This window comes from Amycolatopsis sp. NPDC051373, from assembly GCF_040689465.1.
Lineage (GTDB): Bacteria > Actinomycetota > Actinomycetes > Mycobacteriales > Pseudonocardiaceae > Amycolatopsis.
The window spans coordinates 1-13,767 of the sequence record NZ_JBFBAE010000052.1; the positions used below are offsets into that span (position 1 = coordinate 1).

At 71.7% G+C, this 13,767-nt stretch carries 14 protein-coding genes and 2 pseudogenes; 12 read left to right on the forward strand and 4 right to left on the reverse strand.

What is annotated here, in order from left to right; translation table 11 throughout:
• A pseudogene (locus tag AB0383_RS48810) lies at nucleotides 1-150 on the forward strand (phosphoheptose isomerase); the annotation flags it as partial.
• Between the two features lie 364 nt (nucleotides 151-514).
• On the opposite strand, the gene AB0383_RS48815 reads toward AB0383_RS48810, so the two are convergent.
• Nucleotides 515-1,867: an aldehyde dehydrogenase family protein gene (locus tag AB0383_RS48815; protein WP_364190102.1), complete on the reverse strand. Its 1,353-nt coding sequence runs from the start codon at nucleotides 1,865-1,867 to the stop codon at nucleotides 515-517.
• Between the two features lie 88 nt (nucleotides 1,868-1,955).
• On the opposite strand from AB0383_RS48815, the gene AB0383_RS48820 reads away from it, so the two are divergent.
• The 9 genes and pseudogenes from AB0383_RS48820 to AB0383_RS48860 all read left to right on the forward strand — a co-directional run bounded on the left by AB0383_RS48820 (nucleotide 1,956) and on the right by AB0383_RS48860 (nucleotide 8,495).
• Complete coding sequence (locus AB0383_RS48820) at nucleotides 1,956-3,434, forward strand: HAD-IIIA family hydrolase (protein WP_364190105.1); 1,479 nt, start codon at nucleotides 1,956-1,958, stop codon at nucleotides 3,432-3,434.
• Nucleotides 3,431-4,462, forward strand: a complete 1,032-nt coding sequence (locus AB0383_RS48825) for a glycosyltransferase family 9 protein (protein WP_364190108.1) — start codon at nucleotides 3,431-3,433, stop codon at nucleotides 4,460-4,462. Before AB0383_RS48820 ends, AB0383_RS48825 begins: the two co-directional genes overlap by 4 nt.
• 29 nt (nucleotides 4,463-4,491) lie before the next feature.
• The gene (locus tag AB0383_RS48830) at nucleotides 4,492-4,659 is read left to right on the forward strand and encodes a hypothetical protein (protein WP_364190111.1); all 168 of its coding nucleotides are present in this window, start codon (nucleotides 4,492-4,494) and stop codon (nucleotides 4,657-4,659) included.
• Between the two features lie 30 nt (nucleotides 4,660-4,689).
• Nucleotides 4,690-5,013, forward strand: a complete 324-nt coding sequence (locus tag AB0383_RS48835; protein ID WP_364190114.1) for a DUF3140 domain-containing protein — start codon at nucleotides 4,690-4,692, stop codon at nucleotides 5,011-5,013.
• Between the two features lie 359 nt (nucleotides 5,014-5,372).
• Nucleotides 5,373-5,861 (forward strand): annotated as a pseudogene (locus AB0383_RS48840) (DUF6480 family protein); the annotation flags it as partial.
• Nucleotides 5,862-6,333: 472 nt separating this feature from the next.
• A complete protein-coding gene (locus AB0383_RS48845; protein WP_364190117.1) occupies nucleotides 6,334-6,975 on the forward strand; it encodes a hypothetical protein in 642 nt (213 codons plus the stop codon).
• Between the two features lie 74 nt (nucleotides 6,976-7,049).
• Nucleotides 7,050-7,403: a phage holin family protein gene (locus AB0383_RS48850; protein ID WP_364190120.1), complete on the forward strand. Its 354-nt coding sequence runs from the start codon at nucleotides 7,050-7,052 to the stop codon at nucleotides 7,401-7,403.
• Nucleotides 7,400-8,041, forward strand: coding sequence for a DUF3618 domain-containing protein (locus AB0383_RS48855; RefSeq protein ID WP_364190122.1), 642 nt, complete (start codon nucleotides 7,400-7,402; stop codon nucleotides 8,039-8,041). The genes AB0383_RS48850 and AB0383_RS48855 overlap by 4 nt, the downstream gene beginning before the upstream one ends.
• Before the next feature lie 286 nt (nucleotides 8,042-8,327).
• Nucleotides 8,328-8,495: a hypothetical protein gene (locus tag AB0383_RS48860; RefSeq protein WP_364190125.1), complete on the forward strand. Its 168-nt coding sequence runs from the start codon at nucleotides 8,328-8,330 to the stop codon at nucleotides 8,493-8,495.
• A gap of 75 nt (nucleotides 8,496-8,570) precedes the next feature.
• Here the strand turns inward: AB0383_RS48860 and AB0383_RS48865 are convergent, their stop codons facing one another.
• Nucleotides 8,571-9,665, reverse strand: coding sequence for an NUDIX domain-containing protein (locus AB0383_RS48865; RefSeq protein ID WP_364190128.1), 1,095 nt, complete (start codon nucleotides 9,663-9,665; stop codon nucleotides 8,571-8,573).
• Between the two features lie 475 nt (nucleotides 9,666-10,140).
• On the reverse strand, nucleotides 10,141-11,157 hold the full coding sequence (locus AB0383_RS48870) for a YihY/virulence factor BrkB family protein (RefSeq protein WP_364190130.1): 1,017 nt from the start codon (nucleotides 11,155-11,157) through the stop codon (nucleotides 10,141-10,143).
• A 126-nt stretch (nucleotides 11,158-11,283) separates the two neighbouring features.
• Here AB0383_RS48870 and AB0383_RS48875 point away from each other — a divergent pair, with 126 nt between their 5' ends.
• A complete protein-coding gene (locus tag AB0383_RS48875) occupies nucleotides 11,284-11,526 on the forward strand; it encodes an acyl carrier protein (RefSeq protein ID WP_364190133.1) in 243 nt (80 codons plus the stop codon).
• A gap of 388 nt (nucleotides 11,527-11,914) precedes the next feature.
• Nucleotides 11,915-12,031, forward strand: coding sequence for an ANTAR domain-containing protein (locus tag AB0383_RS48880; RefSeq protein ID WP_364190154.1), 117 nt, complete (start codon nucleotides 11,915-11,917; stop codon nucleotides 12,029-12,031).
• A gap of 712 nt (nucleotides 12,032-12,743) precedes the next feature.
• Here AB0383_RS48880 and AB0383_RS48885 read toward each other — a convergent pair.
• The gene (locus tag AB0383_RS48885) at nucleotides 12,744-13,760 is read right to left on the reverse strand and encodes a DUF5914 domain-containing protein (protein ID WP_366191471.1); all 1,017 of its coding nucleotides are present in this window, start codon (nucleotides 13,758-13,760) and stop codon (nucleotides 12,744-12,746) included.
• Nucleotides 13,761-13,767: the final 7 nt, after the last annotated feature.

Below are 13,767 nucleotides of genomic sequence, written 5' to 3' on the forward strand. Positions count from 1 at the left end.
ACCGGGCCCGCGCCCAACCCGCTCGCGGCGCTGTGCGACGACGCCGTCACGGTCGAGGCGCCGTCGGTGGCCACCGTGCAGGAGATGCACCTCGCCCTGGTGCACGCCCTGTGCGAGGAACTGGACAAGGCGCTCGGGGTCGCCGCGTGAAGCCGCTGGTCGTCCTCGGCGACACGCTGCTCGACGTCGACGCCGAAGGAACTGCTGACCGGCTCTGCCCGGAGGCGTGTGGTTCAGGCACGGGGGTACGCGGTCCGGACCACCACTCTCAGGAGATCCCGTGTCTAACCGGATGATCATCAGTCAGGACAGTCAGCCGATTCCGTGTGAGAAGTGCGGCCAGCCGACGCTCCACGTCGCCCGGCTCTTGTCCGGCGACGGCGCGCTGCTCGGACAGACGATGGTGTGCACCGAATGCCACCGCCGGCGGTCGGACACAGCCTGACCCAGCCGCGGACCGCACCGAGCGCGGCGATCGTCCACGAGGGCTGGTCGCTGCGCTCGGCTTCGCCGGTCAGGGCCCGGGCGGTGCGACGTGCACCAGCTTGGTCTGCGTCATCTCGTCGAGCAGCTCGGGCCCGTAGCCGTAGCCGTTTCCGCTGCGCCGCCGCGGGTGCGAGGCCCCGCCGGGGGCGCCGCCGAACACGGCGTTGACCTTCACCGTGCCCGCGGGCAGTTCACGCCAGGCGTGCTGCGCGCGTGACATCGACGCGGTCAGCACGGTCGCCGCGAGTCCGTAGTCGCCGCGCGCGGCTTCGGCGAGCCCCGCTTCGAAACTCGGGACAACTCGCACCGGGGCGACCGGGCCGAACGTTTCCTCCGTCATCACGCGCAAGTCCGACTCACAATCCGTCAGCACGGTGGCGGGGTAGTGCGCGCCCGGGCCGTCGGGCACCACTCCCCCGGTCAGCGCCCGCGCGCCACGCGTGAGGGCGTCTTCGACGTGCGAGTGCACGTGGTCGCGGTGGCGCAGATCGACCAGCGGAGCCAGGGTGCGCGCTTGCGCTTCCTTCACCAGCGCGGCGAGGAACGGCTCGGCAACGGCCTCGTGCACGTAGATCCGTTCCACGGCCACACAAATCTGCCCGGAGTTGGCAAATGCACCGAGCGCTACCTGCGCGGCGGCCCACACGGGGTCGACGTCCTCGTCGATCACCACGGGGTCGTTGCCGCCGTTTTCCAGCAACGTCTTCGCACCGGTCGCGGCCGCGCTCGCGGCGATCGACCGCCCGGCCGCGGTGCTGCCGACGTGGGCGATCACGTCGACGTCCTCCCGCATCGCCAGCAGGGCCCCGACGCTGCCGTCACCTTGCAGGGTCTGGAACACACCAGGCGGCAGCGCGCCGGAGAGCACGTCCCCGAGCAGTGCCCCAGTGTGTGGCGCCCGCTCGCTCGGCTTGTGCACCACGGTGTTGCCGGTGATCAGGGCCGCGCCGATGAGCCCGCACGCGACGGCGACCGGATCGTTCCACGGCGTCAACACCACGACGACCCCGCGCGGTTCGGGAACCATCAGGTCCGTGGCCCCGAAGTCACCCAGCAGGCTGCGCCCGCGGTGGACCGGGCCCAGCTCCGCGTACTGGTCCAGCGTGCCCGCGCCGGCGAGCACGCCTTCGGCCGCTTCGGCCCGCGGGCGGCCGGTCTCGGCCTCGTTCCGCTCGGCCAATTCGTCGACGTGCGCGCGCACTCGCGCCGCCGCGGCGTGCAGCAGCTCCCCGCGCTCGGCCGCCGGCGTGCGCGCCCAGCCCGGCCAGGTCCGCCCGGCCAGCGCCAGTGCGGCGTCGAGCTCGTCCTCGCTGGCGACGGGCACCGCGCCCACCACGGTCCCGTCGGCCGGGTTCCGGATTTCGATCGTCCCTGCGGTCATCCGCACCTCCTTCGCTTCGCTCCGGGGTTACCCGCGTGCCGCGGTTCGACACCCGTTTCGCCCGACGCTCACCGGGTAGCCCGCTGCGGTGACTGCCTTACCCGACTACGCCGTGGTCATCCCGACGATGGGCCGCGACGCCCTGCGGCCGCTGCTCAATACCCTGCTCACCGGCCACGGGCCGCGTCCGGCCGAAATTCTCGTCGTCGACGATCGGCCCGGCGGCGAGCGGCTCGCCGTGCCGGCCGGCGTCCGCGTGCTGCGCTCGGGCGGCCGCGGTCCGGCGGCCGCCCGCAACCTCGGCTGGCGCACCGCGAAAAGCGAGTGGATCGCCTTCGTCGACGACGACGTGGTGCTCGCCGACGACTGGCCCCGACGGCTGGCCGACGACCTCGCCGCGCTCCCTCCGGACGCTGCCGCTTCCCAGGCGCGGATCACCGTGCCGCTGCCGAGCGACCGGTCCCCGACCGACGACGAGCGCGGCACCGCCGGGCTCGAGCACGCCCAGTGGATCACCGCCGACATGGCCTACCGGCGCAGCGCCCTCGTCGAGGCCGGCGGGTTCGACGAACGGTTCCCGCGCGCGTTCCGGGAAGACTCCGACCTCGCGCTGCGCGTCACGCTCAACGGGCACAGCATCGAACGCGGGGAAAGGCTCACCACCCACCCCGCCCGCAACTCCGGCTTCTTCGCCAGTGTGAAAGCGCAGCGCGGCAACGCCGACAACGCCCTGATGCGGGCCAAGCACGGCGCGCTCTGGCGCCAGCGCACCGCCGCCGGCCGCGGCCGGCTCGGCGAGCACGCGGTGTCCACAGTGGCCGGTCTCGCCGCGCTCGGGTTCGCCTTGGCCGGCCGGCGCGGAAAAGCCGTGCTCGCCGGCGGCGTGTGGGCCGGGTTCACGGCTGAGTTCGCCGCACGACGCGTCGCGGCCGGCCCCCTGACGCCAGGCGAGGTGGCGCGCATGGTCGTGACCAGCGTCCTCATCCCGCCGGTCGCCTGCTACCACCGGCTGCGCGGCGAGATCTCCGCCCGGCGCCGCCGCCCGCCCGTGGCAGTGCTGTTCGACCGCGACGACACGCTGATCACCGACGTCCCCTACCTCGACGACCCCGCCGGCGTGCGCCCGGTGCCCGGCGCCGTCGATCTGGTTCGCGGGCTGCGCGAACGCGGGGTGCCCGTTGGGGTCGTCAGCAACCAGTCGGGTGTCGCGAAAGGACTGATCACGCCTGAACAGCTCTCGGCGGTGAACTCGCGCGTGGAGGAGCTGCTGGGTCCGTTCGGCACTTGGCAGGTGTGCGTCCACGACGACGGTGACGGTTGCGCGTGCCGCAAACCCGCGCCCGACCTCGTGCTGCGGGCTGCGGCCGAGCTGGGCGTGGACCCGGCGGCGTGTGTGGTCATCGGCGACACCGGGGCTGACGTCCGCGCCGCTCTCGCCGCCGGGGCCCGCGCGGTACTGGTGCCGACTGAGCGCACGCTCGACGTCGAAGTAGAGCACGCACGCCGCCACGCCGCCGTCGCGCGGGATCTGACCGAGGCGCTGCGTCTGGCCGGGGTCGCCGGATGACCCACGTCCTCGTGGCCCGGCAGGACAACCTGGGCGACGTCCTGCTCGCCGGGCCCTGCGTGCGCGCCGTGGCCGCCGGCGCTTCGCGCGTCACGCTCCTGACTGGGCCGAACGGACGCCCCGCCGGCGAGCTGCTGCCCGGTGTCGACGAGCACCTCACCTGGCGCGCGCCGTGGATCGACCCGGAACCGCCGCCCACGACCGCCGAGGACACCGGCGCGTTCGTCGACGAGGTCCGCGAGCGCGCCGTGGACCGGGCACTGATCCTGACGTCGTTCCACCAGTCGCCGCTGCCCCTCGCGCTGCTGCTGCGCCAGGCCGGTGTGCCGTGGGTCGGCGCGATCTCCGAGGACTACCCGGGCAGCCTGCTCGACCTGCGCCACCGCGTCGACGGCGACCCACCGGAAGCCGTGCGCATGCTTTCGCTCGCGGAAGCGGCGGGATTCCGGCTGCCGCCCGGCGACCACGGCGGCCTGGCGCTGCGCCGGCCGCTCCCGCCCGCCACCCATCTGACCGGCGGCGGACCATACGTCGTGGTCCACCCGGGCGCGTCCGTGCCGGCGCGCCGCCCGTCGGCCGACTGGAGCCGTCGGCTGGTGCGCGCCCTGACAGCGCAAGGGCATCGCGTCGTCGTCACCGGGGCGCGGGACGAGCGCGAGCTCACGAAGCACGTGGCCGGGCACTGCGCCGTGGACCTCGGCGGCCGGACTTCGCTGGCCGCGCTGGCTTCGGTGCTGACGGACGCGCAGGTCGTCGTCGCACCCAACACCGGGGCGGCACACCTGGCCGCCGCGGCCGGGACCCCGGTCGTGTCGCTGTTCGCGCCCGTGGTGCCGGCCGCGCGCTGGGCGCCCTACGGCGTGCCCGCGGCGCTGCTCGGCGACCAGCACGCGCCGTGCCGCGACAGCCGCGCGCGCGTCTGCCCGGTGCCCGGCCACCCCTGCCTGGAGCGCGTCGACCCGGCGGAGGTGGTGCGCGCCGTCGCCGAGCTGGCGACGGCCGCGTTTCCGAAGCGGATCACCGGGTAACCGCCGCCGAACCGATCGAGGAGGTGCCCATGTCCCGGGAAAGCGCCCAGCACTCGCCCCGCGCGGACGACGAGCTCAAGGCCGAACTGCAAGGCGAGCTGAAAGGCAACGGCCCGACGCGCGCCGAGGACTGGCGGGAACCCGAGCTTTCGGCCGACGACGACGAACCCGCCCCGCCGCCCGTCGGCGAGTCCTGAACCGACGAACCCGAACCGGAGGTGACCCGCATGGACGAGGACTTGTGGACGGAGTTCCACCGCGTGGTGAACATGACCTCCCGTGAGCTCTCCGATTGGCTGCGCACCCGAGACGCCGGCCCCGAAGACGAACCGCTGCCCGACCAGGCCGGTACCCCCAAGGGTCACGACGTGCTGGCGATCCTCGGCAAGCGCAGGTCCGATGTGGACGAACACGACGAGACCGTGATGCGCACGGTGGTCGATCGCGTACGCGCCGAACGGCGCGAGGACCTCGAACCCGTCGCCGGGGAGGCGCACTGGCGCCACCGGCTCATGTCGCTCGGCCACGACCCGCTCAAGCCCGTCCGCTGACCAGGGAGACACCCGAAGCCGGAGGCGGACGACCGCCGCGCGTTGCGGGAATTCGCAAGCCGAACTGCTGCCGAGGTCGTTCACCGCCCGGGCGTTCGTAGTGCGCGCCGCGGCCGAGCGCATCAGCTGGCACGCGTTGTTCGTCTTCGCCGAAGTCACGGCGGCGCTGGCGCTGCTCACCGACGTGCTCGCGGGCAGCGGCGGACTTGCGTTCGCAGGGTTCCTGGCCGCATGCGCCTGCTGTTCCTGCACACGGTCCTGCCGAAACGGCGGAACCGCCGGTGTTATCCACCGCTCCTCGCGGTAGCCGGTGAACCGGACCTCGACGAGGAGAAGGTGACCGCACGACCGCACCCGGACCCGAGCCGGATGAGGTTCCCGGGCTGGAGCCCGGGGGCTCGGCGACGCCGGGCGACACGCCGCCGGGCGCCGGGCTGACCTGCTCGCCCACGGGTTCTGCCGCGACCAGAACCTGCGGCTGGCCGGCCACCATGGCCCCCGCGATCATGGGCAACGAGGAGCGCCCCGAGCTGGGTGAGGAGCTGAAAAAATCCTTCCGCCACACGGATCCCGCCATCGCGCACGTGTTCGCGCGGGCGACGTTCCTGTCCGACACCGCCGGCGGGCAAGCCACAGCCGCACGGAGCGGTCGCGCCACCAGGAATTCCTCCGCAGCGCGTGGGCCCTGCAACGGGATGCCGGTACGCCGCGGCGTGCACCCCCTCACGACCGCTGATCAGCGGACAACGAGGAGTCGCCGTGCGTGGCACCGACGAGTGAGCCGGACGACCCTCAGCCTGCGTCACACCGGCGCAAGCCGACAGGCGCGCATGACTCGAGCGAACTGAGGTACGCCGTCGCCGGCCGGGCTCGCGGCAACAACCTGCCGGACAGGCTGAGCGGCGATCTCGACCTCGCCGTCTACGACGCACTGATCAAAGCTTCGGAGCAGGCCTGCCCACCGGGCGCAACCGGCACGCGCCACGCCGCTGGTCACCGCGCGGAGCCCCGTCCGTGATCGGTTCCGGCTCCGCAGTGACCCGGTCGCGCCGACGCCCGCCCAAACCGAGGAGTGGACGAGTTGGCCGCCAGTCGCGCGCCCTCCAGGAGGCTCTCGCAACGTTCGGCTGAAAAAACGCGCAGTTTGTCTTTGGGCGGCGAGGGTAGCCCACCGCCCAATGCGGGTGGTCGCACATTCGCGCCGCCCGTTCAAGGGGCGCGGCAACGCGCTGATATGCGGGAGACGACATGACAGAGGAACGAGGCGGCCAATCGCCGCCGAAGCACGCAGGCGGTTCACCGGGCGCGACGGAGGTTGCGATGGACCAGGCGAAGGAGGTTACCTCGACCGCAGCCGAGCGGAGCGGTGACGTTGCGCAGAAAGCTGCGGCGACGGCCAAACACGTTGCGGCAGAGACCAAAGAGGACGCTCGCGACCTGCTTCGGGAAAGCCGCGATCTCATGATGTCCCAGGCCAGGGACGGCCAGCAGAAGGCGGCCCAGAGCTTGCACACGCTGGCCGACCAGCTTGGCGTGATGGCCGAGCGCGCAGACGGACCCGGTGTCGGGCCGGACTTGACGCGCCAACTGTCCGAGCGCGCGCATTCGACAGCGCAGTGGCTCGAGGAACGGCAACCCGGGGACCTGGTGAGCGAGATCCGCGGATTCGCGCGCCGTCGACCCGCGTTGTTCCTGGCGAGTGCCGCGGCCGCGGGTGCCCTGGCCGGCCGGCTGACCCGCGGAATGCTCGCCCAGCAGCAGGATTCGCCGCAAACCGGCGGCGGAGACGATCGATCCGCGGGCAGCGCTTCATCCAGTTCCGTGACGAACGGCGCGGACCCGGTCGAGCCGCTGACAGCGCCACCGCCGGCGGCGATGGAGTATCCGGCTGCTCCGGGCGGCTTCACCGCGCCGCAGCCCGACCCCGCGGTTCCGGGGTCCAGGTCGTCGGGGGTGGCGTGATGACCCAGCCTTCGAGCTCCCCGCCACACCGAACTGCGACCGCCGACGTGTCGGAAGTGTCGGTCGGTGAGCTGATGACGCAAGTGACGCGGGACTTCTCCACATTGGTCCGCCAGGAGGTCGAACTGGCGAAGGTCGAGATGAAGTCCGAAGCCCGCAAAGCGGGCAAGGGCGCCGGAATGCTCGGCGGCGCGGGATTCGCCGGGTACATGGTGTTGCTGTTCCTGTCACTGGCCCTGTGGTGGGGCTTGGCCAACGTGATGGACCACGGCTGGGCCGCGCTGATCGTCGCGGCAGTGTGGGCTGTGGTCGGAGTAGTGCTGTACGCGACAGGACGCGGAGAGATGCGCCGAATCAACCCGAAACCAGAACGGACCGTGGACACGCTCCAGCAGGTCCCCGGTGCTGTCAGAGGTGAGCGAACATGACCCAGCCGGACCAGATCCGCGACGACATCGAGACCACCCAGCGGGAGCTGAGTGCCGATGTGAACGCGTTGACCGAGAAGGTGACTCCCAGCCGGATCGTGCAGCGGCGCGTCGGGCGTGTGCGCTCGGCGATGACGAATGCCAAGGACAAGGTGATGGGCACGGCCGAGGAGATCCCTTCGGCCAAGGACGCCCTCGGTACGGTCGCGTCCCACACCAGTTCTTTGGCTTCCGACGCGGCCGACCAGGTGCGATCCACCGCGTCTTCGGCGGCGGAAACCCTTGGTGAGGCCCCGAAGTCGGTTCGCCGAGGAACCGAGGGCAACCCGCTCGCCGCGGGCCTGATCGCCTTTGGCGCGGGCTGGCTGGTCGCCTCGTTGGTGCCGACGTCCGAGCGGGAGCGTGAGGTCGTGGGCCAAGCCACGGATCTTGCGCGCGAACACGCCCAGCCAGCCGTCGAGCAGGCCGCGCGGGAGATGAAGGACAATCTGGCCGAGCCCGTGCAGCGGACCGCCGAGTCGATCAAATCCAGGGCCGGTGAGGCCGTCTCGACCGTCTCGGACGAAGCACAGTCCGCTGCCGGCGACGTCGGGGACCACGCGCGCCAAGCGAAGGAGAACGTGCAGGATCAGACGTGAGTCCGGGTGCCGGTGGTGCGACCGTGTGCCGTCGCACCACCGGCTCGACCCGCCTGCGCTGAGGACAGCCGGAAGTGGCCGGCTCACCGGCCGCATCAACCGGCGGGACCGGCCGTCGGTCGCGTCTTCACTCCTGGCATGCGATTGACCGAAAACAGGTCGCCACCACGATGGCGACCAGAAGTACCCCGCGCAGAGCACGATGGCCAACACACGCTGTCGCGGGTGCCGGCGCTCGCGAAGCACGCGATCGCTGTGAACTCCGCGGCGCCGGGCGAGATCTCGAATGACCGGTCAGACAGAAGCCGGCTCCAGAGCGCAGGACCGTCTCGGTATTCCTTTCGGCCGGCCGGGCCACGCCCGCGAAGTCGCCGCCGCGATCGCTTTCCTGGCCATCTGCACCGCCGAGTACGTGCCGGCGCATCGCTCGTCGTCGACGGCGAGCTCACGCTGATGGGTACACAGGCCGCCACGGTCTTTCCCGACCGGAGGTGACGCTCTTCCTGACGCGGTGGCCGGCGAGGGAGCATCAGGCCAGGCGGAGGTGCTTCAAAGCTGCCGACAGCAGCGGCCGGTGCCCCTCGTACAGCTTCCCTCCAGCACCTTCGATCGCTGCCGCGAGTCCCTCCAGGCTGGCGAACGGACACCACGAGACCGCGGCCGCGTCGTCACCCGCGGTGGCCGTAACTGGTTCCTCGATCTGGTAGAGCGCCACGGTGCTCGACGCCCAGGCGTGGTCGGTGTTCCGCCAGTCGTCCACGTAGGTCCGCGTCAGAATCTTCGGATCCATACCGGCCAGGTCTACATCGGTTTCTTCGCGCAACTCGCGGACCAGCGCACGCGCGGCGGTCTCGCCCGGATCGACCATGCCGCCGGGGATGGCCCATTCCGCGCAGTCCTGGCGCAGGATGAGCAGCACCCGTGGTTCCGCGCCGCCGGCGCCGGCCACGACGATCGGGTCCACGGCCTGGTTCTCGCCCCATCTTCCGAGGTGCCGCCCAGATCGTCCGGTCCGGCCGGTGGGGTTCAGCGGCCGGCGCCGCTCATCGAGCCGGTACGGCACCAGGGCAGCAGCCTGCCGGCCGGCCCAGTCCGGGACATCGCTCGGCGTCGCGAAGGGATCAGCCCAACCTTCGCGCACGCTGCGTTCCAGTCCAGCGCCCACGAGTTCCGACGGGGTGATGTCCACCGGGATGTATCCCGGCCACGGCGTCGACCACGAGCGCATCGTGTCCGGCACCCGCGAGCCGGCGTGGCTCACCCCGCTGCGGCTTCCGGTCGCCCACAACTCGGCCGGCCCCGGCTCCCCGAGGTCGTCCCGACGACGCTGCGCGGTGGTCCGGGACACGCCCATGGCCGCCGCCAGCTGACCGTACGACCCGCCGTCGCGGGCGTGCGCCCGGATGCCGGCGGAACGCACACCCTCGAGATGGGCCAGCAGTCCGCACACGTCCCGCAGCAACCGCTCATCCCACGCGAGTCCGGTATCGCCCGGGCGGTCCTCGAGACTGGCCTCGTCTCCCGTCGACTCGGCGTCACGCCCCTTCCGCATCGCCGCCAGCCCCACCAGGACCGTGTCCAGCGCCTCTGCCAGCTCCACCGCGTCGGTTCCCAGTGCAGCCATCTGATCCTTGGTCAGGGACAGCACCAAGTCCAGGCCACCACCTCGCGCCTCGGCGCCTTCGCGGCACTTCACACCGCTTCAACTCCCGTAACTGGTTCGCGTCCCAGACCCGACATACGCAGATGCGGCACCACGCTTTCGTCCGGGTGCTCGGCCTTACCGCGGCTCCATTCCGCCGTGATCGCCGCCGCCCTCGTCTTCCGTCCTGGTGCCCGACGGCTCCGGAGGTTGGTCCCGGAAGGTCGGTTCGGTGTGTTCCTCGCCGAAGTCAGCGTCTTCTTCCATGCTTTCCGCGGTGACCCGGTCGATTCGGGTGTGCTCATGGTTTCCTCCACGGGCGTAGACGATTCGCCGGCCGATGTCTGCCGGAGTGCCCCGGGCACAGCGAATACCACGCCAGCGCCCGTCCAAACCGAGGAGCGCCAACGGGAACGCCGGCGGGGATGACCCGCCCCGCTCTCAGTCGACGCGGCGCTCATTCCCGAGAGACCTCGCCGGCCACGGCGTCGGCTCCGTCGGCGTCCATCGCCCTGGTGTCACGCGGCGGCAGGAACGGCTCGTCTTCACCACGCCCGCCGCCGGCCTCGAGCCGGCGGCCGCGGGCCAGCTCGGCGTCCAGCTCGGCACCGAGCAGCAGGGCGATGTTGGAGATCCAGAGCCAGACCAGGAACACGATGACACCGGCGAGCGACCCGTACGTCTTGTTGTACGAACCGAAATTGGCCACATACAGCGCGAATCCCGCCGAGGCCAGCACCCACAGCACGACGGCAACCAGTCCGCCCGGCGTGAGCCACCGGAAGCTCGGCTGCCGCACGTTGGGTCCGGCCCAGTAGAGCAGTGCGAACACCAGGCTGACGAGCACCGCGATCACCGGCCACTTCGCGATCTCCCACACCAGGACTCCGGTCCGGCCCACTCCGAGCAGCTCACCCAGCCGCTGCGCGACGGTTCCCGTCGCCACGACTCCGAGCGCGCAGACCACCAGGACCACCACGACGCCGACCGTCAGCGCCACGCGCAGCGGCAGGATCTTCCACAGTGGCCGGCCTTCCGGCATGCCGTAAATCGCATTGCCCGCGCGCATGAACGCACCGAGGTAGCCCGATGCCGACCACACCGCGCCTAGCAACCCGATCACCGCGAGCGGCCCGGCGAACCCCCTGGAACCCGAAAGCTCACGGATCGCCCCCACGAGGATCTGCCGGCCCTGTCCCGGGACGATCTGGTTGACGTTGTCGATCACGGTCTGCGTGGCACCCGGTCCGAGCAGTCCGAGCACCGAGATCAGCACCACCAGGCCCGGGAAGATGGACAGCACGCCGTAGTACGTCAGTGCAGCGGCCCAGTCAGTGACGTTGTCCTTCCCGAACTGCCGCACCGTGCGCCTGAGCACCCCCCACCACGAGCCGCGCGACAACTTCGTCGGTCCTTCCGGCTCCCTGCGCGGTCCACCCACCGGAACCACCTCCATCTCCGCCGCCGCGGACATACCCGCCCGCCGGCCGGTCAAACCACGTTTACCGGTGTGGGCTGCGGGAACCACGAGCGCACGGCCGGTGCCACACCGGCCCGTGTTTCCCATCCACAGCGGTAATGTTCGAGAGGAGCCCGCCACATGGCCACTGGAGAGACCGGTTTCGACGACGTCACGTACGACCTGATATCCGTGCAGTACCACTCGTTGAAAGCCGGCCACGATTACGGCCAGTACGTGCGCGACGCCGACAACGCCGAGCGACAGGACATCGCCGACTTCTTCCGTCGGGTGATGGAAGAAGACTCGGCTCGCGCGAAGCAGTGTCACGAGTTCATCAAGGAGCTCTCGGGCAGTCCCGAATCGGCCCCGGCAGTTTCCTGACGTGGCCGGCGGGGAGGTAGCGGTTCCTCCCCGCCGACGCGAAGATCGGCTGCCGGGCACCAGCAGGGCGGGCGCCCCCATGCCCAGGTGGACGTGTGCTGCTTCATGTGCCCGGTGAGGTCGGCCGCGTCCGGCGCGAGCACACCGGTTTCGCTTCTCGTACCAGCGTGCCGGTTGGACGCGACCCCGGCCGGGTAGCCGCCCGGCAACTCGCATTGCGGGAAGAAGGACCCGATGAACTCCGAGCTGCGCTTGGCCGACGAACTCGCCGGCGAGTTCGCCAGGCTTTCCGGCCTGCTGCTCACCGCCGAGACGGTGCAGTCGGCCGGGCCGTGCCTGACGGCGTGGCAGGAAAGCTCGGTGATCGACCTCGGCGATTCGCACCGAACTGCGGTCGGCGCTGCGAGCCAGGGACATCGTCGACCCGGCCAAAGGAGCCGTGATGGGCCGCGACCACGTGTCCGAGGAGATGGCGTTTCTCCTGCTGGCGGACGAGGCCTCGTGAGCCCACACGCCGTTGCAGGACAACGCCGAGGCGATGCTGCACGCGGCCGTCCGGCCACGTCGGTGAACGGGACCGACGGCGGCGGACAGCATCGCGGCATCCTCCTCGCCTCCCGGCACGCCGACCTGACTGGTACGGAGCCGGCTCCTCCCCAGCGGCTACACCGCCTCGTCGAGGCCGCGGGCAGGCTGATCGGGGCCGAGCTCAACGCCTACCTCGTCGACTCCGCCCGGCAGTACCTGCACGTCCTGTGCGCCACCACGGATCCCGGACGGCGTCGAACGGGCGCCGGCCGGCGGTGTTGCGCTGGGTGCAGCAGGAAGCCGGGGGCGACCCCAGCGTCCTCGTGTGCATCGTCAGCCCAGGCAACGTCGACACACCGAGCAACCACCAGGCCACCGGATACTCCGGCGGTGCCGCCCGGCCGCCCTGGCCGGTGCCGGCCCCGGAACCACCAACCGGTTCCGATGCGGGAACGACCCCGCGAACGCCGACCAGAGCCGCGCCCATGACCAAACCCGCACAGGCCATCGGGGACGCTCCTGCGATGCGGAGCCCGCTGGAACTCTGCCTCGCCGGGCAAGGCCGTGCGGTCACACCATCGGGCCCAGTGGCCGGGGCGCGAGCCCTCACAGCAGGGCCCCGGCCGCGCCCGGTACGAAGTGACAACAGCCGCGATCCGGAGGTACCCGTCGCCGCGCGGCTTGCCTCGTCAACGAGCGGTGGCCCGCAGCTGGTAGCGGCGCTCGGCGTAGGCGAGGTCATCCCGCCAGAGTCGCGCCGCGGTCCGGCGGATCAGCGGTCGGAGCGCACCGGCGGCCTTGCGCGCGACCTCGAAACCGGCCCGCTCGGACGCCGCGACGACCGCTTCGATGACGGCGGTCCGGGGATGCCCGTCGACCCCGATGCCCAGGGGGGTGGCGTGGGTTTCGACCACGCTGCCCCTCCCCTCCCCCTCCACGATGCGCATCACCACCGTGCGCGGGCCGGGGCAAACGAATTCGGCGACCACCGGCACTCCCCACCGCCCCGCCAGCCGGAAGGTCACCTCGACGAGGAAGCGGTCGTCTTCGTCGGCGACGCCCGTGCACCCGGGTGCGTCGAGCACCTTGAGCCGCGCGAACGAGTACGGGTGGAAGCAGGCGCCGTGCCAGGGATCGAGACGGTTCGCGACGACGTCGGCCGGCTCGCATACGCCGGACACGGTCGCGACGGCGTCCACGCTCCCGCCGCGCTCGGGACGCTCCGGCACAGCGGGTTCCGCGGTCGGAGGTTCGCCACCGAGCCGGTCCAGCCGCGCCCAGACCAGCACCCCGTCGTCGAAGGACGGAACAGGCGACCAGCCCGCCCGCTCCCGGCCGCCGACCCGCAGGCCGTGCCAGCGGCACACCAGTTCGTCGCAGTCGAGGCGCGCTTCAGCCAGGGGCGCACCCAGGTGCGGGCACGCCCCGGGGCCGACCCGCAGATCGCCGGACCGCGTGCGCCAAGCGATGAGCTCCTGCCCGCCGATGCTCCGGCCGAAGGGTCTGTCCCGCCGGACCTCGCGGCTGGCTGCCAGCACGTACCAGTTCCCGGACGTCCGGGCCTCGGCCCGTTTGACGGCGGCCTCGATGACGGCCGGGTCGCATTCGCCGTACGTCGGCCGTTGCCGGGCCCACCGGGGTTCACCGAACGGCTGGATCGGCCAGTCTGCCGGCCACCGCCGGTCGAGCTGCTCTTCGAAGGTCACCGGACCG

What these genes read in the sequence shown, in the direction of transcription:
- AB0383_RS48815 (WP_364190102.1), bottom strand. Translation starts at nt 1,867, where the DNA reads ATGACCGCAGGGACGATCGAAATCCGGAACCCGGCCGACGGGACCGTG.
- AB0383_RS48825 (WP_364190108.1), top strand. Translation starts at nt 3,431, where the DNA reads ATGACCCACGTCCTCGTGGCCCGGCAGGACAACCTGGGCGACGTCCTG.
- AB0383_RS48830 (WP_364190111.1), top strand. Translation starts at nt 4,492, where the DNA reads ATGTCCCGGGAAAGCGCCCAGCACTCGCCCCGCGCGGACGACGAGCTC.
- AB0383_RS48835 (WP_364190114.1), top strand. Translation starts at nt 4,690, where the DNA reads ATGGACGAGGACTTGTGGACGGAGTTCCACCGCGTGGTGAACATGACC.
- AB0383_RS48845 (WP_364190117.1), top strand. Translation starts at nt 6,334, where the DNA reads ATGGACCAGGCGAAGGAGGTTACCTCGACCGCAGCCGAGCGGAGCGGT.
- AB0383_RS48850 (WP_364190120.1), top strand. Translation starts at nt 7,050, where the DNA reads ATGACGCAAGTGACGCGGGACTTCTCCACATTGGTCCGCCAGGAGGTC.
- AB0383_RS48855 (WP_364190122.1), top strand. Translation starts at nt 7,400, where the DNA reads ATGACCCAGCCGGACCAGATCCGCGACGACATCGAGACCACCCAGCGG.
- AB0383_RS48860 (WP_364190125.1), top strand. Translation starts at nt 8,328, where the DNA reads ATGACCGGTCAGACAGAAGCCGGCTCCAGAGCGCAGGACCGTCTCGGT.
- AB0383_RS48865 (WP_364190128.1), bottom strand. Translation starts at nt 9,665, where the DNA reads ATGGCTGCACTGGGAACCGACGCGGTGGAGCTGGCAGAGGCGCTGGAC.
- AB0383_RS48870 (WP_364190130.1), bottom strand. Translation starts at nt 11,157, where the DNA reads ATGTCCGCGGCGGCGGAGATGGAGGTGGTTCCGGTGGGTGGACCGCGC.
- AB0383_RS48875 (WP_364190133.1), top strand. Translation starts at nt 11,284, where the DNA reads ATGGCCACTGGAGAGACCGGTTTCGACGACGTCACGTACGACCTGATA.